Origin of the sequence: Xylophilus sp. GW821-FHT01B05 (assembly GCA_038961845.1) — a bacterium.
Classification (GTDB): Bacteria; Pseudomonadota; Gammaproteobacteria; order Burkholderiales; family Burkholderiaceae_C; genus Xylophilus.
This window is the reverse complement of sequence record CP152408.1, coordinates 5011541-5037388: the sequence shown is the minus strand read 5'-3', so window position 1 is coordinate 5037388 and position 25848 is coordinate 5011541. Positions and strand designations below refer to the sequence as shown.

The window sequence follows — 25848 nt, the reverse complement described above, 5'->3', positions numbered from 1 at the left end:
CGTCAAGCATGATCTGCCGGTGTGCGCTTGCCCTCGCCGCGCATCGCTGCGTTGCAGCCCTTGCCCAGGCGTAAAGCCTGGGCTGCGGCCTGCGCCTTGCGCTGCACGCCGATGCCTTCGCACCCATCCGTCACCTCATGCTTGACGCGACACTAGTGCTTGGCGCCTGGGCGCGCCTTCTGCCGCCGCCAGCCAAACCAGCACATGACCAGCACTGGAATGCCCAGCGCGATCCACGACAGCACGTCGCCCAGGCCGTCGTAGAGCAGCGCAGCCAGCAGGCCGAAGATCGACAGCACGCCCATGGCGATGGGCCAGGCCCACAGGGCCCGGAACTGGGCGCGGCGTTGGCGGGCGTGAAGATTGGAATGGGAATGGCTCATCGCTTCTTGATCCACAGGTAGAGGCCGCTGCCCAGCACGATGATGGTGGCAATGTCCAGCAGCGCCCAGATGATCTGCAGCGGCGTGCCGCCGTAGTCGCCAAAGTGCAGCGGCTGCGACACCAGCAGGGCAGTGCCATACCAGGGCAGCGGGCGGCTGTCGGTGATCTTGGCCGTTGCGGCATCCACCAGCACCGGCTGCAGCAGGCGCGAGGTGAGCGGCGTGTTGCCCTTCATGAAGACGGCGTAGTGGTGCGGGCTGGAGTAGTCGGTGCCGGGGAAGGCGACAAAGCGCATGTCCATGTGCGGCAGCAGGCGCTTGGAGGCGTCTACCGACTCTTGCAGCGAGCCGCGCGAGGCGGTCGGCGGCAGGCCCTTGTAGGGCGCGACCATCTCGGCCATCTGGTCGTTCTGCCAGAGCTTGAACACCAGGTCGGCCCAGGTGTTGATCATGCCGGTGGCGCCCACCACAAAGGCCCAGACCAGGGTCACCGCGCCCAGCAGGTTGTGCAGGTCCAGCCACTTGGTGCGCGTGCTGCGCTCGCGCCGCACGGTGCCAAATTCAAGCTTGCGCATGAAGGGCGCATACAGCACCACGCCCGAGACAATGGCCACCAGCAGCAGCAGGCCCATGAAGCCCAGGAACAGCTTGCCCGGCAGCCCCGCGAACAGGTCTACGTGCAGCCGGAACATGATGTAGATGAAGCCCTCGTCGAACTTGGGCGTGGGCAGCGCCTCGCCGGTGCGCGCATCCACCGCCAGCGAGACACGCTTGTCGTCGGTGGGTGTGTCGCCCAGGGTGACGTAGTAGAAGCGGTCGTCGTCCTCGTCGGGCGAGACGAACTGCACCACCTTGCCCGGGTAGCGGTCTTGCCCGGTCTTGAGCACCTTGTCGAGCGATACGCGCGGCGCGTCGGCGGCCATGGCTGGCGGCTCGATCTCGGTGCCCAGCAGGTGGCCGATCTCGTGGTGGAAGATCAGTGGCAGGCCGGTCAGGCACAGCAGCAGCATGAAAGCCGTGCTGACCAGGCTGGACCACTTGTGGACCCAGGTCCAGCTGCGGATGGCGCTGCTGCTGAGGATGCGGTGCGCTGCGTGCGGCTTTGCCGGCGCGGCGGTGTCGGGCAGGGTGGTGGTGGGCGGCATGGCGGCGGCTGTGCAGGTTTAGAAGCGGTAGGTGGCGCTGGCAACTACGGTGCGGCGCGCACCATACCAGCAGTCGCCACGGGCGAGGCAGACCGCGTTGTAGGTCTTGTCGGTCAGGTTGTTGACGTTGAGCGCGTAGCGCCATTGCGGCGTGTCCCAGGACAGCAGCGCGTCGATCAGCGTGACGGCGGGCGTGGTCGGCGCCACGCCGTCGCGGAAGCCGCTCATGCTGCGCAGGCCGGCGCCCAAGGCCAGGCCGTGCACGTCGCCCACCGAGAAGCGCCACTTGCCCCAGGCCGCGGCCTGGTGGCGTGGCACCTGGGTGAGCTGCGCGTCCAGGTCGGTGTAGTTGTAGTGGGCGATGGCGTCGAAGGCGGACGTGACGGCGGCCTTCCACTCCAGCTCGATGCCCCGGTTGCTGGTGCTGTCGACCTGGATCTGGTTGAGCGGGTTGGCCGGGTCGACCGTGGTCTGGTTCTTTTCCTTGATGCGCCAGACGGCGGCCGTGAACTGGCTGCTGCCACCGGCCGGCTGGTACTTGACGCCGCCCTCGATCTGCTCGCCGCGCAGCGGCTTGAAGCGCACGCCGTAGGCGTTGGTGCCGGCCACGGGCGTGAAGGATTCGCTGTAGCTCACATAGGGCGACCAGCCGTTGTCCAGCAGGTACATCAGGCCCAGGCGCTTGGTGGTGGCCTGGCTCTTCTCGTCCTGGCTGCCGGCCAGGGCGTTGTTCACGCGGTCATGGCGCAGGCCGGCGACCACGATCCAATGCTGGCCGATCTTCATCTGGTCCTGCAGGTAGAGGCCGGTCTGGCGCTGCATCGAGCGGGCGTCATCCACCAGCGTGACCGGCGCCGCATTGCCGTAGACCGGCGCATAGGCGTCGATGGTGTCTTCGCCGCCGCCCGACTGGCGGTCGCGCCGGTAGCGCGTGTAGTCCAGGCCGGCCAGCAGCGTGTGCTGCACCGCGCCGGTCTGCAGCTTGCCCTGCAGGTGCTGGTCGATGGTGGCGATGCGCACCTTGGTGATGGTGTCGTCGGCGAAGCGGCCGATGACGCGCTGGTTTACAGGGTCTTCAGACCAGCCGCCCGGCAGCGAGAAGGAGTCGGCGTAGTGGGTGAAGTAGTCCACCTTGTTGGCCGCATAGCGGAAGTTCTGGCGCACCGTCCAGTTGTCGTTGAACTGGTGCTCGAACAGATAGCCCAGGCTGCGCCGCTGGGTGTCGTAGCGGTCGCCGGGCTCGCCGATGAAGCGGCTGGTCGGGATCTGGCCGTTCGGGTTGGCGGTGAGCATGCCCGACCACGGCAGGAACTGCGAGGTGGAGCCGGACTTGTCGTTCTGGTACAGGCCCTGCAGCGTCAGCGAGGTGACGCCGCTCGGCCGCCAGGTCAGCGTGGGCGCGAGCAGGGCGCGGTTGTCGCGCACATAGTCCACCTGCGTGTCGGCATTGCGGCCCACGGCAATCAGGCGGTAGAGCCACTGGCCGTCGGCGGTGAGCGGGCCGGTGATGTCGGCCTGCACCTGCTTGCGGCCAAAGTTGCCGATCTGCAGGCCGACCTCGCCCTGGAACTCGGCCTGCGGCCGTTTGCTGACCAGGTTGACCACGCCACCGGTGCTGCCCTGGCCATAGAGCATGGCCGAGGGGCCGCGCAATACCTCGATGCGCTCCAGCGTGTAGACGTCAGGGCGCGCCGCGCTGGTGTAGTAGTCGTTGGCCTGGCGCAGGCCGTCGATGTAGACGTCGGCGTTGCTGCCGCGGACCAGCACCGAATCCGTCCGCGAATCCAGGCCATAGGCGTCCGAGCGCACGCCGGCGGCGTAGTTGAGGGCGTCCTGCAGGTTGGTGGCGCCCTGGTCGGTGATCTGGTCGCGCGTGATCACGGTCACCGCCTGCGGCGTCTCTGCCAGCGGCGTGTCGGTCTTGGTGGCGGTGGCCGCGCGGGTGGCGCGGTAGCCGTTCACCGGGCCGGTGGCTGTCTCGGCCGTGGCGTCGGAGCGCACCTGCACTTCTTTCAGCGTGGCCTCGCCGGTGGTCTGGGCGTGGGCGCCCAGCGCGGCGGAGAGGCCGCCCGCCAACAGCAGCAGGACGGCGTGGCGAACGGGAGTGCAGGCGGGTGCGGATGGCATGGCGTTATGTAAGATTGTTAATGCGACGGATTCGCATTATCTTTCATGGCCGTGAGTGAGGCGAACAGGACTGTCGCGTGCATCCGACGCCGGGCGGGCCGGCGCGTGCTACTGCGGGGCCGGCGTGGCGCTGCGGCGCGCCACTTGCCCGGGCGCATCGGGCGCGGGCGGCACGGCGCCCAGGGCGTGGCGCTGGCCGTTGCACCACTCGTGGCTGATGGCCAGGTTGTCCTGGTGGCTGCTGCCGCCTTCGGCCAGCGGCTGGATGTGCTCCAGCGTGGCCGCCTCTGGCAGCACATGGGCGCCACACACCCAGCACGGCACCTGGCCGTGCAACTGGCGCGCCACGGTGCGGTAGATCTTCAGGCGGGTGAGGGACAGTCGGCTCATGCCTGACGCAACACTAGTCCTGCGGCACGGGCCTTGGTTGGCCGTTTTCGTCTATGGCTACATAAGTCAAGGTAGCTTCCGTCACCTTCACATAGCGCCCTTGGGCGATAAAGCGTTCGGCATAGACCTCGACCTGCACCGTGATCGAGGTGCGGCCAATGCGCACCAGCGAGCCAAAGAAGGACAGGATGTCGCCCACGCGCACCGGCTGCTTGAAGATGAACTCCTTCACCGCCACGGTTGCCATGCGGCCCTTGGCGTGGCGCGCGGGGATGACCGAGCCGGCCAGATCGACCTGGGCCATGACCCAGCCACCGAAGATGTCGCCATTGGCGTTGCAGTCCGAAGGCTGCGGGATCACCTTCAGTACCAGTTCCTTGTCGGTGGGCAATGCGAGGTCGTGGGGGCTGCGAGAGTCGGTCATGGGCACAATCGGCGAAAACATATAACCACGATTGTCCCCGATGCGACGTTACGGCGAAGCCGCCACCATTTCCGCGCCCGGCGCGCCTGCCACGGCGGCACCGGTGCCGGCCCGCTCCGACTGGGCCACGCTGGCCCGGCTCTTTCCCTATCTGTGGCAGTACAAGTGGCGGGTGCTGGCGGCGCTCAGCTTCCTGGTCGGCGCCAAGGTGGCCAATGTGGGCGTGCCGCTGTTGCTGAAGCAACTGGTGGACCGCATGACGCCGCACGGTGCACCCGGCGTGCAGGCGGTGCTGCTGGTGCCGGTGGCGCTGCTGCTGGCCTATGGCTTGCTGCGGCTGATGACCTCGATCTTCACCGAGCTGCGCGAGCTGGTGTTTGCCAAGGCCACCGAGGGCGCCTCGCGCAGCATCTCGCTGCAGGTGTTCCGGCACCTGCATGCGCTCAGCCTGCGTTTTCACCTGGAGCGCCAGACCGGCGGCATGACGCGCGACATCGAGCGCGGCACGCGCGGCGTGCAGTCGCTGATCTCGTACTCGCTCTACAGCATCATCCCGACCCTGATCGAGGTCGGGCTGGTGCTGTCCATCCTGGCGGTGAAGTTCGACGCCTGGTTTGCCGTCATCACCGGCGTGGCGCTGGTGGTCTACATCGTCTTCACCGTCACGGTGACCGAGTGGCGCACCCAGTTCCGCCGCAAGATGAACGAGCTGGATTCCGCCGCCCACAGCCGCGCCATCGACTCGCTGCTGAACTACGAGACCGTCAAGTACTTCAACAACGAAGACTACGAGGCGCGGCGCTACGACGAGCGGCTGGAGCGCTACCGCCGCGTCGCGGTCAAGAGCCAGACCACGCTCAGCTTTCTCAATGGCGGGCAGCAAAGCATCATTGCCATAGGCCTGGTGGCCATGCTCTGGCGCGCCACGCAGGGCGTGGTCGATGGCCGCATGACGCTGGGCGATCTGGTGATGGTCAACGCCTTCATGATCCAGCTCTACATCCCGCTGGGTTTTCTGGGCGTGATCTACCGCGAGATCAAGCAAAGCCTGACTGACCTGGACAAGATGTTCACGCTGATGGAGCAAGAGCGCGAGATCGCCGATGCGCCCGGTGCCTTGCCGTTGGTGGCGCCGCCTGAAGGCGTGGCCGTGCGCTTCGAGTCGGTGCAGTTCGCCTACCACCCGTCGCGGCCGATCCTGCACGACATCAGCTTCGAGATCCCGGTGGGCAAGACGGTGGCGGTGGTCGGGCCCTCGGGCTCGGGCAAGTCGACGTTGGCGCGGCTGCTGTTTCGCTTCTATGACGTGGAGGCCGGCCGCATCAGCCTGGCCGATCAAGACATCCGCGCCGTGACCCAGTCCAGCCTGCGCCAGGCGATCGGCATCGTGCCGCAGGACACGGTGCTGTTCAACGACAGCATTGGCTACAACATCGGCTACGGCCGCCCCGGTGCCGCACAGGCAGAGGTGGAAGAGGCGGCGCGCGCCGCGCGCATCCACGGCTTCATCAGCGCGCTGCCGCAGGGCTACGACACGCCGGTGGGCGAGCGCGGGCTGAAGCTGTCCGGCGGCGAGAAGCAGCGCGTGGCCATCGCCCGCACCTTGCTCAAGAACCCGCCGGTGCTGATCTTCGACGAGGCGACATCGGCGCTGGACTCCGCCAACGAGCGCGCCATCCAGGCCGAGCTGCACGACGCCGCCGCCGGCAAGACCGCGCTGGTGATTGCCCACCGCCTGTCCACCATCGCCGACGCGCACGAGATCCTGGTGATGGAGGCCGGCCGCATCATCGAGCGCGGCACCCACGCCGCGCTGATCGCCGCCCAAGGCCGCTACGCCCAGATGTGGGCGCTGCAGCAAAGCGGCGAATGATTTCTTCTCATCCATCCCCTGAGCCGCAGCCCTTGCCATGACCAAGCCTCTTGTTCTTCTGATCAGTTCCCTGGACGACGCCTACCGCGCCCAGATCGCCGAGCGCTACGAGCTGCTCTACGCGCCCAAGCCGGCCGAGCGCGCCGCGCAGATCGCCGCGCGCGGCGCTGAGGTGCGTGCCGTGCTCACCATAGGCACGGTCGGCCTCACCGCCGCCGAGATGGACGCCATGCCCAAGCTGGAGCTGGTCTGCACGCTGGGCGTGGGCTATGAGCGGGTCGAGATCGACGCCGCCCGCGCACGCGGCATCGCCCTGGCCAACGGCGCCGGCACCAATGACGACTCGGTGGCCGACCAGGCGCTGGGCCTGCTGATTGCCGCCGTGCGCCGCATTCCGCAGAGCGACCGCGCCTGCCGCGACGGCATCTGGCGCGACGCGCTGCCCATGTCGCCGCAGGTCTCCGGCAAGCGCATGGGCATCCTCGGCCTGGGCACCATCGGCCGCAAGATCGCGCAGCGCGCGCGTGGCTTTGACATCGAGGTGGGCTACCACAACCGCAAGCCGCGCGAGGGCGTGCCCTACACCTACTTCAGCACGCTCACCGCGCTGGCCGAGTGGTGCGACTTCCTGATCGTGGCCACGCCCGGCGGCGCCGGCACGCTGCACATGGTCAACGCCGAAGTGCTGACGGCGCTCGGGCCGCGCGGCTACCTGGTCAACATCGCGCGCGGCAGCGTGGTCGATACCGCCGCCCTGGCCGACGCGCTGGCCCACCACCGCATCGCCGGCGCCGCGCTGGACGTGTACGAGAGCGAGCCCGAGCGCCCCGAGACCCTGCTCGGCTTCCCGGAGCTGGTGCTGTCCCCACACGTCAGCGGCCGCTCGCCCGAGGCGATCCAGAACACCGTGAGCCGCTTCATTGCCAATGCCGATGGGCACTTTGCGGGGCAGGGCGTTGTATCGCCGATCTGAGGCTAAGCGCTGCGTGTCTTCGGCTTGAAAAAATGTATAGCGGCATGCCGGCGTATATCCTGCATTTCAGGCTGTTTTGTGCCTGAAATGCAGGTGCGACTACGGCATAGCGCTATTGTTTTTGATGGCGGCTATCCATGGTGCTCGCCTACCAGCCGCGTTGCACGACACATAAAGGCGCAGAAGGCCGCGGAGCAGGCCATGCCAAGACATCCGCGGAACCGGCTCCGCCGGGCCGCTGGATGTGCCCCCTTGGGGGGGAAGGCGAAGACGCGAAGCGCGTAGCCTGGGGGTGGATCATTGCCTTGCCAGCGCGTCCAGGAAGGTCTTGCGCCACCAGTGCACGTCGTGGTCGCGTATGCCTTGCAGCAGCTTCTGGTGGCGTTCGCGGCGCTCTTCCTGGGGCATGCGCAGCGCGCGCTGGATCACCTCGGCCGTACCGTGGGCGTCGTAGGGGTTGACCAGCAGCGCCTCCTTCATCTGCTCGGCCGCGCCGGCAAAGCGCGACAGCACCAGCACGCCGGGGTCGCCCGGGTCTTGCGCGGCCACGTACTCCTTGGCCACCAGGTTCATGCCGTCGCGCAGCGGCGTCACCAGGCCCACGGCCGCAGCGCGGCAGATGCCGGGGATGCGCTTGCGCGCCACAACGCGGTGGATGTAGCGGATCGGCATCCAGTCCAGCTCGCCGTAGTCGCCGTTGATGGCGCCGCACAGGCCTTCCAGCTCTTGCCGGATGTCGTTGTAGGCCTCCACGCTTTCGCGCGTGGGCGAGGCGATCTGGATCAGCGTGGCGCTGTCGCGGTTCTCGGGGTAGTTGGCCAGCAGCTCGCGGAAGGCGCGGATGCGGTGCGGTATGCCCTTGGAGTAGTCGAGCCGGTCCACGCCGATCAGCAGGCGCCGGCGCGCGTATTCCTCGCGCATGCGCTCGTAGGTGTCGCGGCCCTCCTTGGCGTGGGTGAGCGCGGCAAATTCGTCCACGTCGATGCCGATCGGGAAGGCCTGCGCGCGGATGGTGCTGCCAAAGGCGCGGAACATGTGGTCGCCCAGCACCTCGGCGCCCAGCTCGCCCTCGACATAGCGCGAGAAGTGGCTGGCATCGGTCTCGCTCTGCAGGCCCACCACGTCGTAAGAGAACAGCGAGCGCATCAGCCACTCGTGCTGCGGGATGGCGGCCAGAATCTGCTGCGGCGGCAGCGGTATGTGCAGGAAGAAACCGATCTTCTGCTTGCAGCCCATGGCGCGCAGCTCGGCCGCCAGCGGGATCAGGTGGTAGTCGTGCACCCAGATGGTGTCGTCGTCCTTCAGCAGCGGCAGCAGCTTGCGTGCAAACAACTGGTTCACGCGCCGGTAGCCGGCCACGTGGCCGGCGTCGAAGTGCGCCAGGTCCAGCCGGTAATGGAACACCGGCCACAGCACGCCATTGCTGTAGCCCAGGTAGAAGCTGTCGTGGTCTTCCTTGCACAGGTCCACCGTGGCCAGCGTCACCGCGCCGGCCTGCTGCTTGTGCAGCTCGCCTTCGCCCGGCGTGCCGTTCTCCAGCACGGTGCCACTCCAGCCAAACCACATGCCGCCAGTGCGATTGAGGGTTTCGCCCAGTGCCACGGCCAAGCCGCCGGCGGCAGCCTTGCGCGGGTCGGCCACGCGGTTTGAAACGACTACAAGCCTGCTCATATAGCGGAGTCCCAAGGTGCGGACAAGCGCACCGCTGCATTGATGATCCCCACCATCGAATACGTCTGCGGGAAGTTGCCCCACATCTCGCCGGTGTCGGGGTGGGTGTCCTCGGACATCATGCCCAGGTGGTTGCGCGCGGCCAGCATGGTCTCGAAGATGCTGCGTGCCTCGTCCTTGCGGCCGATGCGGGCCAGCGCGTCGATCAGCCAGAAGGTGCAGATGTTGAAGGCGGTCTCGGGCTTGCCAAAATCATCCGGCGCCTCGTAGCGGCGCATGTAGGGGCCGTCGCACAGGTACTTCTGCATGGCCTCGACGGTAGAGACAAAGCGTGGATCGGTGGGCTCGATCATGCCGACCTCGGCCATCAGCAGCACGCTGGCGTCCAGGTCGCGCCCGCCAAAACTCTCGGCAAAGGCCTGGCGCTGCTCGTTCCAGGATTTCTGCAGGATCTCGTCGCGCATGCGCGTGGCATGGCCGTGCCAGTAGGTGGCGCGCTCGGGCAGTTCCAGCGCGGTGGCGATCTTGCCCAGGCGGTCGCAGGCGGCCCAGCTCATCAATGCCGAAGAGGTGTGCACGCGGGCGCGGGTGCGCAGCTCCCACATGCCGGCGTCGGGCGTGCCGTAGACGCGTATCGCCTGCTCGCCGACCACTTCCAGCTGCGTGAACTCGGCCACGCCCCCGCGGTGCAACAGGCGGTGATCGTGAAAGGCCTGCGCCGCGCCCAGCACGATGTTGCCGTAGACGTCGTGCTGGAAATGCTCTTGCGCCTGGTTGCCCACGCGCACCGGGCCCATGCCGCGGTAGCCGCCCAGATGATCGACAAAGGATTCGGGCAACTGCCGCTCCATGCCTATGCCGTAGAGCGGCTGCACATGCTGGCCTTCGGCGCCGATCACCACGTTGGACAGGTAGCGCAGGTAGTCCTCCATGGTGCCCACTTCAGACAGGCTGTTGAGCGCGCGCACCACAAAGAAGGCATCGCGCAGCCAGCAGTAGCGGTAGTCCCAGTTGCGCTGGCTGCCCGGCGCCTCGGGGATGCTGGTGGTCATGGCCGCGACGATGGCGCCGGTCTCTTCATAGAGCGAGAGCTTGAGCGTGATGGCCGCGCGGATCACCGCCTCTTGCCACTCCAGCGGCACGGCCAGGCGCTGGCTCCACTTGCGCCAGTACTGGATGGTTTCGCGCTCGAAGTGGCGCGCGGTGTCAGAGATGCCGTCGTGCAGGGTTTCGTCCGCGCCCAGCAAGAAATGCAGGTCATGCGTGAGCATGAACGGCGTCTTGGCCAGCACATAGGTCAGCGGCGCGTCGGTGTTGAGCCGCAGCGTCATGGCGCTGCCGACAAAGCGCACGTGGTTGCTGCCGCGCGTGATCTCGGGCACCTCGCGGCCCCAGTCGTAGCGCAGGTCCACGCTGACGCGGATGCGCGGCGCGCCGCTCAGCACCGTGACCCGGCGCACCAGGGTCTGCGGGCGGAAGTAGCGCGAGCGCGCATAAAAGCGCGGCGCAAAGTCGGTGATCTCCAGGCCGTGGCCGTCGGTGTCGAACAGCTGGGTGCGCAGCACGGCGGTGTTTGGTTCGTACCACTGGCGGCTGTGCGAGAAGTTTTCTATCTCGATGGCAAAGGCGCTGGCCTGCTCGCCCGGCTGCAGCAGCGCGTTGAACACCGGGTCGCCATCGAAGCGCGGCATGCAGCACCAGATGATGCGCCCGCGCTTGTCCACCAGCGCGCTGAAGCCGCAGTTGCCGACCAGGCCCAGGTCAAGCGATGCCTGCGCTGGCGGCGCGAAGCCCGGGACTTGCCCGACCGGCTCGGCCGCACCGGTATCGGCCAGGGGCGGGGTGTTGAGGGGCAGGTCGAGCGGAGTGTTCATGGTGGTCCTGATGAACTAAGGCGGAGAAAGCAGACTGGTGCGCGCACTGGCCAGCCAGCCGCGCAGCGAGGCCGGGCTCAGGCAGCGGTGCTCGGCCAGGGTGGGGCCTTCGCCCACCTTGATGCCGCGCCCGCCCAGGCGCGTGACGACGGCAAAGCCGGCTTCGTCGGTGACGTCGTCGCCCGCGAAGATCGGCGTGCGGCCGGCAAAGGGCGCCGTGGTCATGAAGGCCTCGATGGCCTGGCCCTTGTTCACGCTGGCGGATTTCACTTCTAGCACGTACTTGCCGTGCAACAGCTCCACGCCCTGCATGCGCGCCACCACTTCTTGCAGCGCTGCCTCGCACAGGCGGCCCAGGTCGGGCGCATGGCGGTAGTGCAGCGCCACCGAGCGCGACTTGCGCTCCACCAGCAGGCCGTGGTGCTGCGCGGCCAGCCATTCCATTGCAGAGATGGCCGGCGTCAGGTCGAGTGCCGGCATGGCCACGGGCTGGCCGCTGGGCAGGCGGTACTGCGCGCCGTGCTCGCCTGCGGCGGGCAGGGCCAGCGGCGCAAGAAAGTGGTCCACGTCGGTGATGGCCCGGCCGGTGATGATGGCCAGGGCGCCGTCCAGCCGCTCGTAGAGCGTGGCCAGCATGGGCACCAGCCCCAGCGGGATGCGCACGGCGTCGGGGTTGGGGGCGAGGTCGGCGAGGGTGCCGTCAAAGTCGAGAAAAAGTGCCGTCTGGGCAGTAACTGTCGGGAGCAATTGCATTGCCTTGGACCTTACCAGAGCTACCCCGGTGCCCTGGTAGGCGAAATGCCCTGTTACGGGCAAAGGTTTTTTCTCACGCATTGGAGCGCCGCCAGGGCTGGACTTTTGCGGGTAAATAAGCTGTAAAACCACCGCTGGCGCGGCCTGCGGGGCAGCGGGACCGCTACTATCGTCGCCGACCCAGCTCCGCCCCTGTTGCCCCATGCGCCTCTACCGCCTCTCCCGGTCCCGTTTGCAGCGTCCAGGCTTCCAGGCCGGGCGATCCCGCCTCTGGCTGCTGGCGCTGCTGCTTGTGCTGGCGCTGGGCGCCGGCGCCTGGTGGTGGAAAGCCCATCGCAGCAGCAGCGGCGCAGCGGCCACGGCGGCCGCGCCCGGCCCCGGCGGCCCCGGGGCGGCGGGCCGGCGCTTTGGCGGCCCGCAGGTGCAGCCGATCTCTGCCGACACCGTCAAGCGCCAGGACGTGCGGGTGCTGATCGCCGCCATCGGCACCATCACCGCGCGCAACACCGCCGTGGTGCGCACCAAGGTCGATGGCGAACTCAAGGCCATCCACTTCAAGGATGGCGACATGGTCAAGGCCGGCCAGTTGCTGGCGCAGATCGACCCCGCCACCTACCAGACCGCGCTGACCCAGGCGCAGGGCGCACTGGCGCGTGACCAGGCGCTGTTGCGCAATGCCAAGCTGGACCTGCAGCGCTACCAGGACCTGCTGGCCAAGGATTCCATCGCCAAGCAGCAGGTCGACACCCAGGCCGCGCTGGTGGCGCAATACGAAGGCACGGTGCTGGCCGACCAGGGCCAGGTCGACAGCGCCAAGCTGCAGTTGTCCTATACCCGCGTGACTGCGCCCATCGCCGGCCGCTTGGGCCTGCGCCAGGCCGACCTGGGCAATGTGGTGCATGCGGCCGACACCACCGGCATCGTCACCATCACCCAGGTGCAGCCGATCTACGCGCTGTTCTCGGTGCCCGAGGCCAATCTGCCCAAGATCGTGGCGCGCTTGCGCACTGGCGCGCAACTGCCGGTAGAGGTCTGGGACCGCGACCAAAAAAACAAGCTGGCCGTGGGCCAGTTGGAGACACTGGACAACGCCATCGACACCACCACCGGCACGGTCAAGGCCAAGGCCAGCTTTGCCAACGAAGACGGCTCGCTGTTCCCCAACCAGTTCGTCAACGTGCGCCTGCAGGTCGACACGCTGAAGGACGTGCTCACCGTGCCGACCACGGCGGTGCAGCGCGGCACGCAGGGCACTTATGTCTATGCAGTGAAGGATGACAGCACCGTGACGCTGCGCCGCGTGCGCCTGGGCACCACCGATGGCGACCGAGTCAGCGTGCAGGGCGAGCTGGCCGAGGGCGAGCGCGTGGTGACCGACGGCGCCGACCGCCTGCGCGAAGGCGCGCAGGTGGCGGTGATCGCGGCCGACGCCGCAGCCAAGGCCGACCAGGCGGTGCAGGACGCGGCCAGCCGCCCGCGCGGCGGCATGCGCAACCTGCCGCCCGAGCTGGCGGCCAAGGTGCAGAACATGACGCCGGAAGAGCGCCGCGCCTTCTTCCGGCAACTGCGCGAGAAGCAGCAGCAGGGCGCCACCCCAGGCGGCCCCGGCGCGCCCGGCACGCCGGCGCAAACGCCGGGGGCAGCGCCGCCGGCCACAGCACCTGCTGCACCTGCTGCACCGGCATCGCGCTAAGCCGGCCCGGCCATGAATATCTCGCGCATCTTCATCCTGCGCCCCATCGCCACGGCGCTGCTGATGGTGGCGGTGCTGATCGCCGGTGTGCTGGCCTACCGGCTGCTGCCGCTGTCGGCCCTGCCCGAGGTCGATTACCCGACGATCCAGGTCGTCACGCTCTACCCCGGCGCCAGCCCGGACGTGATGACGTCTTCTGTCACCGCGCCGCTGGAGCGCCAGTTCGGCCAGATGCCGGGGCTGGCGCAGATGTCGTCCACCAGCTCGGGCGGCGCATCGGTCATCACGCTGCGCTTTTCGCTCGACATCGGGCTGGACGTGGCCGAGCAAGAGGTGCAGGCGGCCATCAACGGCGGCAGCAACCTGCTGCCCTCCGACCTGCCCATGCCGCCGGTCTACAGCAAGGTGAACCCGGCCGACGCGCCGGTGCTGACGCTGGCCATTACCTCGCCCTCGCTGCCGGTGATACGCGTGCACGACCTGGTCGAGAACCGGCTGGCGCCCAAGCTGTCGCAGGTGCCGGGCGTGGGCCTGGTGGCGATTGCCGGCGGGCGCCGGCCGGCGGTGCGCATCCAGGCCAACCCGGTGGCGCTGGCCTCGGCCGGCATGACGCTGGACGACGTGCGCACGGCGATTGCAGCGGCCAACGTCAAGCAGGCCAAGGGCAGCTTCGACGGCCCGGCGCGCGCCTCCACCATCGACGCCAACGACCAGTTGCAGTCGGCCGACGAATACAAGAACCTGATCATTGCCTACAAGAGCGGCAACCCGATCCGCCTGAAGGACATCGCCGACACGGTGGACGACGCCGAGAACACCCGCCTGGCGGCCTGGGCCGGCCTGCCTGGGCAGGGCTCCATCGCCGGCGTGATCCTGAACATCCAGCGCCAGCCCGGCGCCAACGTGATCGAGACGGTGGACCGCGTCAAGGCGCTGCTGCCGCAGCTGCAGTCCACGCTGCCGGCATCGCTCGACGTGCAGGTGCTGACCGACCGCACCGTGACCATCCGCGCATCCGTCAAAGACGTGCAGTTCGAGCTGATGCTGGCCGTGGCCCTGGTGGTGATGGTGATCTTCGTGTTCTTGCGCAGCTTCTCGGCCACGCTGATCCCGAGCGTGGCGGTGCCGCTGTCGCTGATCGGCACCTTTGGCGTGATGTACCTGTGCGGCTTCTCGATCAACAACCTGACGCTGATGGCGCTCACCATCTCCACCGGCTTCGTGGTGGACGACGCCATCGTCATGATCGAGAACATCGCCCGCTACGTCGAGGCCGGCGAGACGCCGATGCAGGCCGCGCTCAAGGGCAGCAAGCAGATCGGCTTCACCATCATCTCGCTGACCATCTCGCTGATCGCGGTGCTGATCCCGCTGCTGTTCATGGGTGACGTGGTGGGGCGCTTGTTCCATGAGTTCGCCATCACCATGGCGGTGGCGATCCTGGTGTCGATGGTGGTCTCGCTCACGCTCACGCCCATGCTGTGCGCGCGCCTGCTCAAGCACACACCCGAAGAAAGCCATGGCCGCCTGTACCAGGCCACCGGCCGCTTCTTCGAGCGCACCATCGCCGGCTACGGCCGCATGCTGAACTGGGTGCTGGACCGCAGCGGCCTCACGCTGCTGGTGTTTCTGGCCACGCTGGTGCTGACCGTGCTGCTGTACTTCGTCGTGCCCAAGGGCTTCTTCCCCGAGCAGGACACCGGCACGATCCAGGCCACGACCGAGGCCGAGCAATCCATCTCTTTCGCCGCCATGGCCGAGCGCCAGCAGGCGCTGGTGGCGCGCGTACTGCAAGACCCGGCGGTCAAGAGCGTGTCGTCCTTCATTGGCGTGGATGGCGCCAACACCACGCTCAACACCGGCCGCCTGCTGATAGACCTGCAGCCCAAGGCGCAGCGCGGCCCCATGGCCGAGGTGCTGCGCCGGCTGTCTGACAGCGTGCACGACGTGCCCGGCATTGCGCTCTATGCCCAGCCGGTGCAGGACCTGACCATCGAAGACCGCGTGGCGCGCACGCAGTACCAGTTCCTGCTGTCCTCGCCCGACATGCAGCAGTTGCAGACCACCACCGCGCAACTGCTGCAGCGCCTGCGCCAGCGGCCCGAGCTGGCCGACGTGGCCAGCGACCTGCAGAACCAGGGCCTGCAGGCCTTCGTGCAGATCGACCGCGCCCAGGCCGGGCGCCTGGGCGTGACGGTGGCGGGCATAGACACTGCGCTCTACAACGCCTTCGGCCAGCGGCTGATATCGACCATCTTCACCCAGTCCAACCAGTACCGCGTGGTGCTGGAGGTGGCGCCGCGCTTCAAGTTGGGGCCAGAGGCGCTCAGCGCCATCTACGTGCCGTCTTCGCTCGGTGCGCCGGTGCCGCTGTCATCGGTGGCCACGGTGGAAGAGCGGCCCACCGCACTGGCCGTGAACCACGTCGGCCAGTTGCCGGCCGCGACCATCTCCTTCAACACCGCGCCCGGCGTGTCGCTGGGCCACGCGGTGGAGGCGATCAAGAGCGAGCAGGCGGCGATGGACATGCCGATCAGCGTGGAGACCAGCTTCCAGGGCGCGGCCCTGGCCTTCCAGGCCTCGCTGTCGAACACGCTGCTGCTGATTCTGGCGGCCGTGGTCACCATGTACATCGTGCTGGGCGTGCTGTATGAGAGCACCATTCACCCGGTCACCATCCTCTCCACACTGCCCTCGGCCGGCCTGGGGGCGCTGCTGGCCTTGCTCGCCGCCCGGCTGGACCTGGACATCATCGCCATCATCGGCATCGTGCTGCTGATTGGCATCGTGAAGAAGAACGCGATCATGATGATCGACTTCGCGCTGGATGCTGAGCGCGAGCAGGGCTTGTCACCGCGCGATGCCATCTACCAGGCTTGCCTGCTGCGTTTCCGGCCCATCTTGATGACCACCCTTGCCGCCCTGTTGGGCGCCTTGCCGCTGATGCTGGGCACGGGTGTTGGCAGCGAGTTGCGGCATCCACTGGGGGTGACGATGGTGGGGGGCTTGATCGTGTCGCAGTTGCTGACGCTGTTCACTACGCCTGTCATCTATCTGGGGTTTGCGGGGTTGGCGCAGCGGTGGCGGCGGAGAGGGGAACTGAAGCATGCTGCTTGAGCCTTCTTTTTTGATGAAAAGTGCCTTTAGCCCAGGTGCTGCCTGGGCTGTTAGCTATCTATTTGATAGTTCTGTTGCCTTGCAGGCGGCGGGAGCCGGGACTCGCCCCGGCGGGCGACCTACTTGTTCTTTGCTTCGCCAAAGAAAAGTAGGCAAAAGAAAGGCGAGCCGGAGTCAGGCCTGCGCTGCCAACGGCGTGGGACAGCCTGAACATCCAACAGCCGGCCCCCACCCCAGCCCTCCCCCAGCGGTGGAGGGGGCAATACAGAACGGCCCAACTCCCTCCCCCTTTGGGGGAGGGCAGGGGTGGGGGCGCAAGAGGCCGAGCGCAGCGACGGCCCGTGTGGCTGTCCCGGGTCCCCTCGGGATGCGCCGAGGAGCGCAGCGGCAGGCGGATAAGGGATCGCCCTTGTTTGAGCCGCAGGCGAGTTTGGGCGATACCCCGCCTGACGCGAGCACCACAGGTTGCCCCGGAGCGAAGCGCAGGGGACGCAGCACGTGGGGTCGCCCTTTCTTTGGTGACTTTCTTTCGGCGACGCGAAAGAAAGTTACTCGCCCGCCGGGGCGAACTCCCGGCACCCGCCCTCTGCAAGAGCAGCAAAAGCTCGCTTCGTCCCAGGCGTTCCAACGGTCGGGGTGGATCGCAACATGAGCCCCTCCACCCCCTTCATCCTCCGCCCCATAGCCACCAGCCTCCTGACCCTAGGCCTGGCGATAGCCGGCGTAATAGCCTTCTTCATGCTGCCGGTAGCCCCGCTGCCGCAGGTCGATTACCCCACCATCTCCGTCTCCGCCAGCCTGCCCGGCGCCAGTCCGGACACCATGGCCGCCACGGTGGCCACGCCGCTGGAGCGGGCGTTGGGCGCGATTGCGGGGGTGAATGAACTCACCTCCACCTCCACGTTGGGCAGCACCCGGGTGGTGCTGCAGTTCGACCTGAACCGCGACATCAACGGCGCCGCGCGCGATGTGCAGGCGGCCATCAATGCGGCGCGCACGCTGCTGCCCACGGGCATGCCCAGCAACCCGACCTACCGCAAGGTCAACCCGGCGGATTCGCCCATCCTGATCCTGTCGCTCACCTCCGACACGCTCACGCGCGGGCAGATGTACGACGCCGCCTCCACCGTGCTGTCGCAAAGCCTGGCGCAGGTCGAGGGCGTGGGCCAGGTGACGATTGGCGGTGGCGCGCTGCCGGCGGTGCGCATCGAGCTGAACCCGACCCAGCTCGCCGCCAACGGCATCTCGCTGGAGACGGTGCGCACCATCGTCACCTCGGCCAATGCCAACCGGCCGCTGGGCGCAGTGGAGCGCGACGGGCGCTACTGGCAGATCGGCACCAACGACCAGGCGCGCACCGCAGCCGAGTACGCGCCGCTGGTGCTGGCCTACCAGAATGGCAACGCGATACGCCTGCAGGACGTGGCCGAGGTAAGCGACTCGGTGCAGGACGTGCGCAACTACGGCGTGGCCAATGGCAAGCCGGCCATCCTGCTGCAGGTCTTCAAGGAGCCGGGCGCGAATATCCTGGAGGCGACCGAGCGGGTGCGCGCGCTGCTGCCGCGGCTCAAGGCCTCGATCCCCGCGGCGATTGATCTCGATGTGGTCTCTGACCGCACGCCCACGCTGCGCGCCTCGCTGCGCGAGGTAGAGCGCGCGCTGGCGATCTCGGTGGGGCTGGTGATCCTGGTGGTGTTCTTGTTCTTGCGCAACGGCCGCGCGGCGCTGATCCCGAGCGTGGCGGTGCCGGTGTCGCTGGCCGGCACCTTTGGCGTGATGTATTTGGCGGGCTACACGCTGGACACCCTGTCGCTGATGGCGCTGACGGTGGCCACCGGCTTCGTGGTGGACGACGCCATCGTGGTGCTGGAGAACATCTCGCGCCACATGGAGCGCGGCAAGTCGGCGCTGCAGGCCTCGCTCGAGGGCGCGCGCGAGATCGGCTTCACCGTGGTGTCCATGAGCCTGTCGCTGATCGCGGTGTTCATCCCCATCCTGCTGATGGGCGGCATCGTCGGGCGCTTCTTCCGCGAATTCGCGGTGGTGATGTCGGCGGCGATTCTGGTGTCGATGGTGGTCTCGCTCACCACCACGCCCATGATGTGCGCCACGCTGCTCAAGCCGCCGCGCGACAACGGCCGGCCGCCTTCGCGCTTGTCGCAATGGTCGGCGCGCATGCAGCAGGGCCTGCGGCGCGGCTACCGGCGTTCGCTGGCCTGGATGCTGCGGCACCAGCCCGTGGCGCTGCTGGCGCTGGCGGCGGTGGTGGGGCTCAACGTCTACCTGTATGGCGCGATCGAGAAGGGCTTCTTGCCCGACCAGGACACCGGCCGCGTGGTCGGCTTTATCCGTGCCGACCAGTCCACCTCGTTCCAGGCCATGGAGCAGCGCCTGAAGCGCTTCCTGGCCATCGTCGAGGCCGATCCGGCGGTGGAGCACGTTACCGGTTTTACGGGCGGCGGGCAGCGTAACTCGGCGCAGATGTTCATGTCGCTCAAGCCCTTGGGCCAGCGCGATGCCTCGTCTTCCGAGGTCATAGAGCGCCTGCGCAAGCAGTTGCAGAACGAACCCGGCGCCATCCTGTACATGAGCCTGCAGCGCGACATACGCATTGGCGGGCGGCAGTCCAATGCCTCGTATGAATACACGCTGCAGGCCGACGACAACGCCGAGCTGCGCACCTGGGAGCCGCGCATCCGCCTGGCGCTGGCGGCGCTGCCCGAGCTGGAAGACGTCAACAGCGACCAGCAGGACAACGGCCTGCAGACCTCGCTGGTGATAGACCGCGACGCGCTCGCGCAATACGGCCTGACCATGAGCGTGGTGGACGCCACCCTGAACGACGCCTTCGGCCAGCGCCAGGTGGGCGTGATCTACAACCCGCTGAACCAGTACCGCGTGGTGATGGAGGCCGCGCCGGCCTACCTGCAAAGCCCGGAGTCGCTGCGCAAGTTCTTCTTTGTCTCCAGCACCGGGGCGCAGGTGCCGCTGTCGGCCTTTGCGCGGCTGGAGCTCACCAACACGCCGCTGTCGGTGAGCCACCAGGGCGGCACACCGGCCACCACCATCAGCTTCAATTTGCCGCCGGGCGTGTCGCTGTCGGACGCCACGGCGGCGGTGAACAACGCCATTGCCGAGCTGGGCGTGCCGGTGTCGATACGCGGCAGCTTCAGCGGCACGGCCGGCGCCTTCAAGGATGCGCTGGGCAGCCAGCCGGTGCTGATACTGGCGGCGCTGGTCACCATCTACCTGGTGCTGGGCATCCTGTATGAGAACCTGGTGCACCCGCTCACCATCCTGTCCACGCTGCCCTCGGCCGGTGTAGGCGCGCTGCTGGCGCTGATGCTGTTCAAGACCGAGTTCTCGCTGATCGCCATGATCGGCGTGATCCTGCTGATAGGCATCGTCAAGAAGAACGCCATCATGATGATCGACTTCGCCGTGGCGCGGCAGCGCGCCTACCCGATCAGCGCAGCCCAGGCCATCTACCGCGCCTGCCAGCTGCGCGTGCGGCCGATTTTGATGACCACCGTGGCAGCGATCTTCGGCGCGCTGCCGCTGGCCTTTGGCACCGGCGACGGCGCCGAGCTGCGCCAGCCGCTGGGCATTGCCGTGGTCGGCGGCCTGATCGGCAGCCAACTGCTCACGCTCTACACCACGCCGGTTGTCTACGTTGCGCTGGACCGGCTGCGCACCATGCGCCAGCGCCGCCGCGCACGCCGTGCGGCCGCGCTGCCGGCCTTCAAGGAATCTCCCGATGCTGCTTGATCGCTCCCTACGCCTGTCCTTGTTGGCCACGCTGTGCCTGCTCGCCGCCTGCAACAGCGCGCCGCCCTATGTGCGCCCGGCCATGGACATTCCCGACGCCTACAAAGAGGGCGTGCCCGGCGCCGCCGTCTGGCAGCCGGCCGACCCGCAGGCGGCAGCCGTGCCCGACGACTGGTGGACGCTGTTCAAGGACCCGGTGCTGGACCAACTGCAGCAACAGGCCGCTGCCGGCAACCAGAACGTGGCGCTGAGCGTGGCCCGGCTGCGCAGCGCGCGGGCCGCAGTAAGCAGCAGTCAGGCGGCGCAACTGCCCACCGTCAACGGCAACTTTGGCGCCACGCGCAGCGTCAGCGGCAGCAGCAGCTCGGGCACGGTGGATTCATCTGGCAACCCGGTTGGCAGCACCGGCGGCAAGCCGCGCACCATAGACACCCTGGGCGCCAGCGCCAGTTGGGAGCTGGACCTGTGGGGCCGTTTGTCGGGCGCAGTGGATGCGGCCCAGGCCAATGTCCTGGCCAGCGCAGACGACCTGGCCGCGCTGCGCCTGTCGACCCAGGCGACGGTGGCGCAAACCTACTTCTCGCTGCGCACCGCAGACGCGCAGTCGCAACTGCTGACCGACACCCTGGCCGCCTACCGCAAGTCGCTGGAACTCACGCGCAACCGCTACACCTCGGGCGTGGCCTCTTCCGCCGATGTAGCCCAGGCCGAGTCGCAACTGAAGTCCGCCGAGGCGCAACTGATCGAGTCCGACACCAACCGCGCCCAACTGGAGCACGCGCTGGCCGCGCTGGTCGGCCAGGCGCCCGCGGGCTTCACCTTGGCGCGCAGCGCGCAACTGCCCGAGGCGCCGCCGGTGCCCATGCAGTTGCCGTCGAGCCTGCTGCAGCGCCGCCCCGACATCGCCGCCGCCGAGCGCCGCGTGGCCGCCGCCAATGCGCAGATCGGTGTGGCGCGCGCTGCCTTCTTCCCGGCGCTGACCTTGTCGGCCAGCGCCGGCTACCGCAACACCAGCCTGAACAATCTGGTGAGTGCGCCCAACCTGTTCTGGTCGGTGGGCCCGGCGCTGGCGGTATCGCTGTTTGATGGCGGCGCGCGCCGCGCTGCGGTGGAATCGGCCCGCGCCTCGACCGACCAGGCCGTGGCCACCTACCGCCAGACCGTGCTCACCGCGCTGCAAGAGGTGGAAGACAACCTGGTCATCGCCGCCAGCCTGGAGCGCGAGCAGGCAGTGCAGGCCGACGCCCTGGCCGCCGCGCGCCGCGCGTTGGAGGTCACCAACAACCAGTACTTCGCCGGCACGGTGAGCTACCTGAATGTGATCACCGCCCAGGCCACCGCCCTCAATGCCGAGAGCGCCCTGCTGGGCGTGCGCAACCGCCGGCTGGCGGCGGTGGGCATGCTGCTGAAGAACATCGCCGGGCGCTGGGAGGCGCCGGCCAGCTAGCTCACCAGCGGTAGGTCACGTTGGCGGTCGCGCTGCGTGCCTTGCCGTAGTAGCAGCCAAACGCATAGTTGCAGCTGGAGATGTAGGTCTTGTCGAACAGGTTCTGGACCGTGAGCGAGCCTTCCACGCCACGCAGCCGGCTGTCGATCTGGCCCAGGTCGTAGCGCAGCGCGGCATCGAACACCGCATAGGCGGGGGTGCGGAAGCTGTTGTTGGCGTCACCATAGGCACTGCCCGTCCAGCGCACGCCGGTGCCCACGCTCAAGCCGGGCTGGACGAGATAGTTCGACCACAGCGCGGCGCTCCATTGCGGCACGGCGGCCGACTGGCGGTTGATGTCCGTGGCCGTGTTTGAGCGCGTGGTGCGCACGTCGGAATAGGTGAGGCCACCGGCGATGTCGAGCACCTTCCACAGCCGGGCCTTGACCTCCAGCTCAGCGCCCCGGGACTGGACCTCGCCGGTCTGCACGGAGAAGCCGATATTTTGCAGATCGTTCGTCAGCACGTTCTGCTGCCGGATGTCGAAGACCGAGAAGGTCGCCAGCGCATTCGAGCCCGGCGGCTGGTACTTCACGCCCGCCTCTACCTGGCGGCCCGTCGTCGGCTTGAAGGGCGCTCCATCGAAGTTGGTGCCGATCTGCGGCACGAAGGATTCCGAGTAGCTCACGTACGGCGCCCAGCCATTGCCGGCGAGCCAGGTCAGGCCGGCGCGGCCGGTGAAGGCCTTGTCGTCCTGCCGGGTGCGGTCGGCGGCGATCAGATCCTTGTTGTCGGTGCCGGCCCAATCGTGCCGGCCGCCGATGGTGAGCACGAAGTCCTGCCAGCGCATCTGGTCCTGCAGGTACAGGCCGACCTGATCCACCGTGTTGTCCCAGCGCGTCGTCAGCACAGGCGCCGCCGTGACGGTGCTGTAGTTGGGCGCATAGAGGTTGATGGCTGCTGACGCATAGTCGTTGTAGCCCACGTATTTGCGCGAGAAGCGCCGGTAGTCCAGTCCGGCCAGCACGGTGTGGCGCACGGCGCCGGTGCTGGCCTGGATTTCGAGGTTGTTGTCCAGGCTCAGGACGTTGTTGTGCTGGGCCCAATCCAGCTTGGTGCGGGTGGCGCGGCTGGTGTCGGTGGCGCCCGAGGCGTCGTTGGCGAATGCCCGCAGGTAGAAGCCCTTGTACTGGTCCTTGACGTCGATGAAGAGCAGCTTTTGCTGCAGGCGCACGGCATCGTTGAATCGATGCGAGAAGTCCACGCCCACGACCGCCTGCTTGCGCCAGACGTCGTTGTAGTGGGGGTCGCCGTTGAAGAAGTCGCGGCTGATCCGCTGCCCGTTAGGGCCGGGGAAGAGCGATCCGATGGCCGGCAGCGCCTGGTAGTCCGACAGGCCGTCATCGCGCTGCAGTTGCGCGTACAGCGTCAGGGATGTTGCGGCGCTCGGCTTCCAGGTGAGGCTGGGTGCCACAAACAGGCGCTGGCTCTTGGTGTAGTCGGTCTGCTGGTTGCCGCCGTTGGCCACGGCCACCACGCGGTAGAGCAGGGTCTGCTGCTCGCCGAGTGCGCCGCCCAGGTCAAGCGCTGCATTCGTGCGGCCATAGCTGCCAACCCCTAACCGTACCTCGCGTACCGCATCGGCGCTTGGCTTCTTGGTCACCATGTTGATGATGCCGCCCGGCTGGTTCTGGCCAAACAGCACCGAGGCCGGGCCTTTGAATACTTCCACTCGCTCCAGGCTGTAGGGCTCGATCTGCGCCGAGCCGCCCAGGCTGCCGGCATAGGGGATGTAGGCGCCATCCAGGTAGAGCGGCGCCGGCGCAAAACCACGCGAGGCGGTCTCGTCGGCCAGCATGTAGTTCTCGGTGTAGCCGGACACCTTCAGGCCCGGCGTGTAGAGCAGGGCCTGCGAAACACTGGTGGCGCCGCGGGCCGTGATCTCGTCGGCTGTGATGACGTTGATGGTCTGTGGAATCTCCAGGATCGGCGTGTCTGTTTTTGTGCCGGCCGCGCTGCGCTTGGCGACGTAGCCGACGGTTGCTGCTGTGCCGTCCTGCTCGGACTGTGCCGTCACCGTGACCAGCCCCAGCGTCTGCCCTTCGGCAGCGCCGCTCACCTCCGGCGTTGCGCGCAGCGTGTAGCTGCCGCCGGCCTGCGCGGCGGCTTCCAGGCCGGTGCCGGCCAGCAGCCGCGACAACGCCGCCGCCGGCGTATGGCTACCCTGCACGCCGGGGCTGGCCTTGCCGGCGGTCAGGCGGGCGTCGGCCGCGACGAACACGCCCGAATCCGCGACGAAGCGGCTGAGCGCGGCGCCCAGCGGGCCCGCAGGGATGGCGTAGCGGGTGGTGGCGGGCGCGGCGACGGGTTGCGCCAGCGCGGGCGTGGTAGCCAGGGCGGCGCAGGCCAGGTGCAGGGCCAGCGCGAGCGGGCGCAGGGTGGGGGAAAAAGCGCGGTGGCGCATGGTCGGGTTCTCCTCGGTGATGGTTGTCAGGAGGGAGTCCGGGCGAGCGCGGAAAAAGGGAACTGGAAATCCGGGTTTTTTAAAAAAAGATTTCAGGGCCGACTCAATTCCACGGTGGTCCACCACGGCAGCGTGTGGCGCACCTGCACTGGCAGCACATTGACCAGCATGGCCAGCGCGCGGTCGGTGTCGTACAGCGGGAAGCCCCCCGCCACGCGCAACTGGGCCGCATCAGGCGCGCAGGCCAATCGGCCACGGCGGTAGCGGGCCAGTTCGGCCACGAAGGCGTCGAGCGGCATGTCGTCGGCCAGCAGCACGCCGCGTGTCCAGGCGGCGCGGGCCGGATCGGCGGGGGCGGCCGGGCCGGCCGCATCGGCAGAGAAGGCGCGCTGCAGTCCTGCGTCCACCACGATGTCGCCGCCACCAGCCGCACGGGCCAGCCGCAGCGCGACGCGGCCGTCGAACACCGCGAGCAGCGTTTGTGCCGCGCCGTCTTGTAGCCGCACGGCAAAGCGCGTGCCCAGCGGGTGCAGCCGGCCGTGCGGCGTCTCTACCACCAGTGGCCGTGCGCCGGCGCCATGGCCGGTCTCGACCAGCACCTCGCCCTGGCGCAGCCGCAGGCGCTGGCCACCGGGCGTGGCCGGGTCATCGCCAAGATCGATGGCGGTGGCGCTTGCGAGCCAGAGCACGCCGCCGCCGGGCAGCTCCAGGCGGCGTGTGTCGCCGGTGGCCGTGCGGTGGTCGGCGCCGAGCGCCGCCAGCCAGTTGCCGCCGGGCGTGTGCCGCACGGCGGCCCAGGCGATGACGCCGCCGCCACCGGCCACCAGCAGCGTGCGCAGCGCCAGCCGCCGCCGGCGCAGTTGGGCCGTGGCGGCATCCAGCGCGGCGCCGGCCGCCGCACGCTGCGCGGCCGGCAACTGCCGCGGCGGCGCGAAGCCGGCCTGCACCGCTTCGACCCGCGCCCAGGCGCTGCGATGGGCCGGCGCGGCGGCCAGCCAGTGGCGCCAGCCATCCTGTTCGGCAGTTGAGCCCGGCGCCATGCCAAGCACGGCAAACCATTCGGCCGCCTCGCGCAGCGCGCGCGGGTCGATCGGAGTCTTGTCCGCGCTCATCCGGCAATGCAATGGAGCATGGCCTGCGCCATGTATTTCTTGACCATGCGCTCTGATACGCCAAGCTCCACGCCGATCTGCGCATAGCCCAGTCCGTCGATCTGCGCCAGCAGGAAGGCCTGGCGCGGTCGCGGCGCTAGCTGGTCGAGCAGCGCGCTGATGCGGCAGAGCGCCTCGATCACCAGCGCCTGCTCCTCGGGCGAGGGCGCGAATGCCTCGGGCTGGGCCGCCAGCGTGTCGAGCCAGGCGCGCTCCACGGCCTGGTGGCGCCAGTGGTCAATCACCAAGCCGCGCGCGATGGTGCTGAGGTAGGCGCGCGGCGGTCGCGCCGCATCGATCAGACGCGGCCGGGCCAGTAGCCGCACGAAGGTGTCGTGCGCCAAGTCCGCCGCATGCTGGGCCGCGCTGCCCAACTGCCGCCGCAGCCAGCCCTGCAGCCAGTCATGGTGGTGGGTGTAGAGCGCCTCGACGGTGGCATGGGCAGAAGGGCTGGGCTGCGGCGGGGCGGTCACGGCAATGTTGTAAATAAGAATTGTTCTTGATTGTAGTGGCCGAATGCGGGCCCGAGCCCGTGCGTCCGACGGCAGATGGCGGTCGGCATGCTGCTGAAGAACATCGCCGGGCGCTGGGAGGTGCCGGCCAGCTAGGCGCGCCC

18 protein-coding genes are annotated in these 25848 nt (G+C 68.2%); 6 read left to right on the top strand and 12 right to left on the bottom strand.

From position 1 onward, the window contains the following. Window positions 1-2: 2 nt before the first annotated feature. The 6 genes from AAFF27_23545 to AAFF27_23520 form a co-directional block, all read right to left on the bottom strand. Window positions 3-134, bottom strand: coding sequence for a hypothetical protein (locus tag AAFF27_23545; GenBank protein ID XAH22932.1), 132 nt, complete (start codon window positions 132-134; stop codon window positions 3-5). An 18-nt stretch (window positions 135-152) separates the two neighbouring features. Then, a complete protein-coding gene (locus AAFF27_23540; protein XAH22931.1) occupies window positions 153-383 on the bottom strand; it encodes a hypothetical protein in 231 nt (76 codons plus the stop codon). Then, a complete protein-coding gene (locus AAFF27_23535; protein XAH26310.1) occupies window positions 380-1465 on the bottom strand; it encodes a PepSY domain-containing protein in 1086 nt (361 codons plus the stop codon). Before AAFF27_23535 ends, AAFF27_23540 begins: the two co-directional genes overlap by 4 nt. Before the next feature lie 81 nt (window positions 1466-1546). Further along, the gene (locus AAFF27_23530; GenBank protein ID XAH22930.1) at window positions 1547-3655 is read right to left on the bottom strand and encodes a TonB-dependent siderophore receptor; all 2109 of its coding nucleotides are present in this window, start codon (window positions 3653-3655) and stop codon (window positions 1547-1549) included. A 108-nt stretch (window positions 3656-3763) separates the two neighbouring features. Continuing rightward, entirely contained in the window at window positions 3764-4045 is a 282-nt protein-coding gene (locus AAFF27_23525; protein ID XAH22929.1) for an HNH endonuclease signature motif containing protein, read from the bottom strand. Between the two features lie 13 nt (window positions 4046-4058). Further along, a complete protein-coding gene (locus AAFF27_23520) occupies window positions 4059-4469 on the bottom strand; it encodes an acyl-CoA thioesterase (protein XAH22928.1) in 411 nt (136 codons plus the stop codon). 40 nt (window positions 4470-4509) lie between these two features. On the opposite strand from AAFF27_23520, the gene AAFF27_23515 reads away from it, so the two are divergent. Beyond that, a complete protein-coding gene (locus tag AAFF27_23515) occupies window positions 4510-6342 on the top strand; it encodes an ABC transporter ATP-binding protein/permease (GenBank protein XAH22927.1) in 1833 nt (610 codons plus the stop codon). A gap of 37 nt (window positions 6343-6379) precedes the next feature. Next, the gene (locus AAFF27_23510) at window positions 6380-7315 is read left to right on the top strand and encodes a 2-hydroxyacid dehydrogenase (GenBank protein ID XAH22926.1); all 936 of its coding nucleotides are present in this window, start codon (window positions 6380-6382) and stop codon (window positions 7313-7315) included. A gap of 297 nt (window positions 7316-7612) precedes the next feature. On the opposite strand, the gene otsA is transcribed toward AAFF27_23510, so the two are convergent. The 3 genes from otsA to otsB are packed head-to-tail and all read right to left on the bottom strand — an operon-like array spanning window position 7613 to window position 11613. Further along, complete coding sequence (gene otsA, locus AAFF27_23505) at window positions 7613-8986, bottom strand: alpha,alpha-trehalose-phosphate synthase (UDP-forming) (GenBank protein ID XAH22925.1); 1374 nt, start codon at window positions 8984-8986, stop codon at window positions 7613-7615. Next, window positions 8983-10860, bottom strand: coding sequence for a glycoside hydrolase family 15 protein (locus tag AAFF27_23500; protein ID XAH22924.1), 1878 nt, complete (start codon window positions 10858-10860; stop codon window positions 8983-8985). Before AAFF27_23500 ends, otsA begins: the two co-directional genes overlap by 4 nt. A gap of 15 nt (window positions 10861-10875) precedes the next feature. Further along, the gene (gene otsB / locus AAFF27_23495; protein ID XAH22923.1) at window positions 10876-11613 is read right to left on the bottom strand and encodes a trehalose-phosphatase; all 738 of its coding nucleotides are present in this window, start codon (window positions 11611-11613) and stop codon (window positions 10876-10878) included. A 202-nt stretch (window positions 11614-11815) separates the two neighbouring features. On the opposite strand from otsB, the gene AAFF27_23490 reads away from it, so the two are divergent. From AAFF27_23490 to AAFF27_23475, 4 genes are all read left to right on the top strand, one after another. Next, window positions 11816-13306, top strand: a complete 1491-nt coding sequence (locus AAFF27_23490) for an MdtA/MuxA family multidrug efflux RND transporter periplasmic adaptor subunit (GenBank protein XAH22922.1) — start codon at window positions 11816-11818, stop codon at window positions 13304-13306. 12 nt (window positions 13307-13318) lie between these two features. Further along, window positions 13319-16423 (top strand): MdtB/MuxB family multidrug efflux RND transporter permease subunit, encoded by a 3105-nt coding sequence (locus AAFF27_23485; protein ID XAH22921.1) that lies wholly within the window; start codon window positions 13319-13321, stop codon window positions 16421-16423. Window positions 16424-17071: 648 nt separating this feature from the next. After that, the gene (locus tag AAFF27_23480; GenBank protein ID XAH22920.1) at window positions 17072-20191 is read left to right on the top strand and encodes a multidrug efflux RND transporter permease subunit; all 3120 of its coding nucleotides are present in this window, start codon (window positions 17072-17074) and stop codon (window positions 20189-20191) included. Then, complete coding sequence (locus AAFF27_23475) at window positions 20181-21638, top strand: efflux transporter outer membrane subunit (GenBank protein ID XAH22919.1); 1458 nt, start codon at window positions 20181-20183, stop codon at window positions 21636-21638. Before AAFF27_23480 ends, AAFF27_23475 begins: the two co-directional genes overlap by 11 nt. 1 nt (window position 21639) lies before the next feature. On the opposite strand, the gene AAFF27_23470 is transcribed toward AAFF27_23475, so the two are convergent. The 3 genes from AAFF27_23470 to AAFF27_23460 all read right to left on the bottom strand — a co-directional run bounded on the left by AAFF27_23470 (window position 21640) and on the right by AAFF27_23460 (window position 25705). Next, window positions 21640-24081, bottom strand: a complete 2442-nt coding sequence (locus AAFF27_23470; GenBank protein ID XAH22918.1) for a TonB-dependent siderophore receptor — start codon at window positions 24079-24081, stop codon at window positions 21640-21642. A 92-nt stretch (window positions 24082-24173) separates the two neighbouring features. Next, window positions 24174-25193 (bottom strand): FecR domain-containing protein, encoded by a 1020-nt coding sequence (locus AAFF27_23465; GenBank protein ID XAH22917.1) that lies wholly within the window; start codon window positions 25191-25193, stop codon window positions 24174-24176. Further along, window positions 25190-25705: a sigma-70 family RNA polymerase sigma factor gene (locus tag AAFF27_23460; protein XAH22916.1), complete on the bottom strand. Its 516-nt coding sequence runs from the start codon at window positions 25703-25705 to the stop codon at window positions 25190-25192. Before AAFF27_23460 ends, AAFF27_23465 begins: the two co-directional genes overlap by 4 nt. Window positions 25706-25848: the final 143 nt, after the last annotated feature.

Bases quoted from the DNA above. Each gene is read 5' to 3' on its own strand.
- AAFF27_23540 (XAH22931.1), bottom strand. From the start codon at position 383: ATGAGCCATTCCCATTCCAATCTTCACGCCCGCCAACGCCGCGCCCAG.
- AAFF27_23530 (XAH22930.1), bottom strand. From the start codon at position 3,655: ATGCCATCCGCACCCGCCTGCACTCCCGTTCGCCACGCCGTCCTGCTG.
- AAFF27_23525 (XAH22929.1), bottom strand. From the start codon at position 4,045: ATGAGCCGACTGTCCCTCACCCGCCTGAAGATCTACCGCACCGTGGCG.
- AAFF27_23520 (XAH22928.1), bottom strand. From the start codon at position 4,469: ATGACCGACTCTCGCAGCCCCCACGACCTCGCATTGCCCACCGACAAG.
- AAFF27_23515 (XAH22927.1), top strand. From the start codon at position 4,510: ATGCGACGTTACGGCGAAGCCGCCACCATTTCCGCGCCCGGCGCGCCT.
- AAFF27_23510 (XAH22926.1), top strand. From the start codon at position 6,380: ATGACCAAGCCTCTTGTTCTTCTGATCAGTTCCCTGGACGACGCCTAC.
- otsA (XAH22925.1), bottom strand. From the start codon at position 8,986: ATGAGCAGGCTTGTAGTCGTTTCAAACCGCGTGGCCGACCCGCGCAAG.
- AAFF27_23500 (XAH22924.1), bottom strand. From the start codon at position 10,860: ATGAACACTCCGCTCGACCTGCCCCTCAACACCCCGCCCCTGGCCGAT.
- otsB (XAH22923.1), bottom strand. From the start codon at position 11,613: ATGCAATTGCTCCCGACAGTTACTGCCCAGACGGCACTTTTTCTCGAC.
- AAFF27_23490 (XAH22922.1), top strand. From the start codon at position 11,816: ATGCGCCTCTACCGCCTCTCCCGGTCCCGTTTGCAGCGTCCAGGCTTC.
- AAFF27_23485 (XAH22921.1), top strand. From the start codon at position 13,319: ATGAATATCTCGCGCATCTTCATCCTGCGCCCCATCGCCACGGCGCTG.
- AAFF27_23480 (XAH22920.1), top strand. From the start codon at position 17,072: ATGAGCCCCTCCACCCCCTTCATCCTCCGCCCCATAGCCACCAGCCTC.
- AAFF27_23475 (XAH22919.1), top strand. From the start codon at position 20,181: ATGCTGCTTGATCGCTCCCTACGCCTGTCCTTGTTGGCCACGCTGTGC.
- AAFF27_23470 (XAH22918.1), bottom strand. From the start codon at position 24,081: ATGCGCCACCGCGCTTTTTCCCCCACCCTGCGCCCGCTCGCGCTGGCC.
- AAFF27_23465 (XAH22917.1), bottom strand. From the start codon at position 25,193: ATGAGCGCGGACAAGACTCCGATCGACCCGCGCGCGCTGCGCGAGGCG.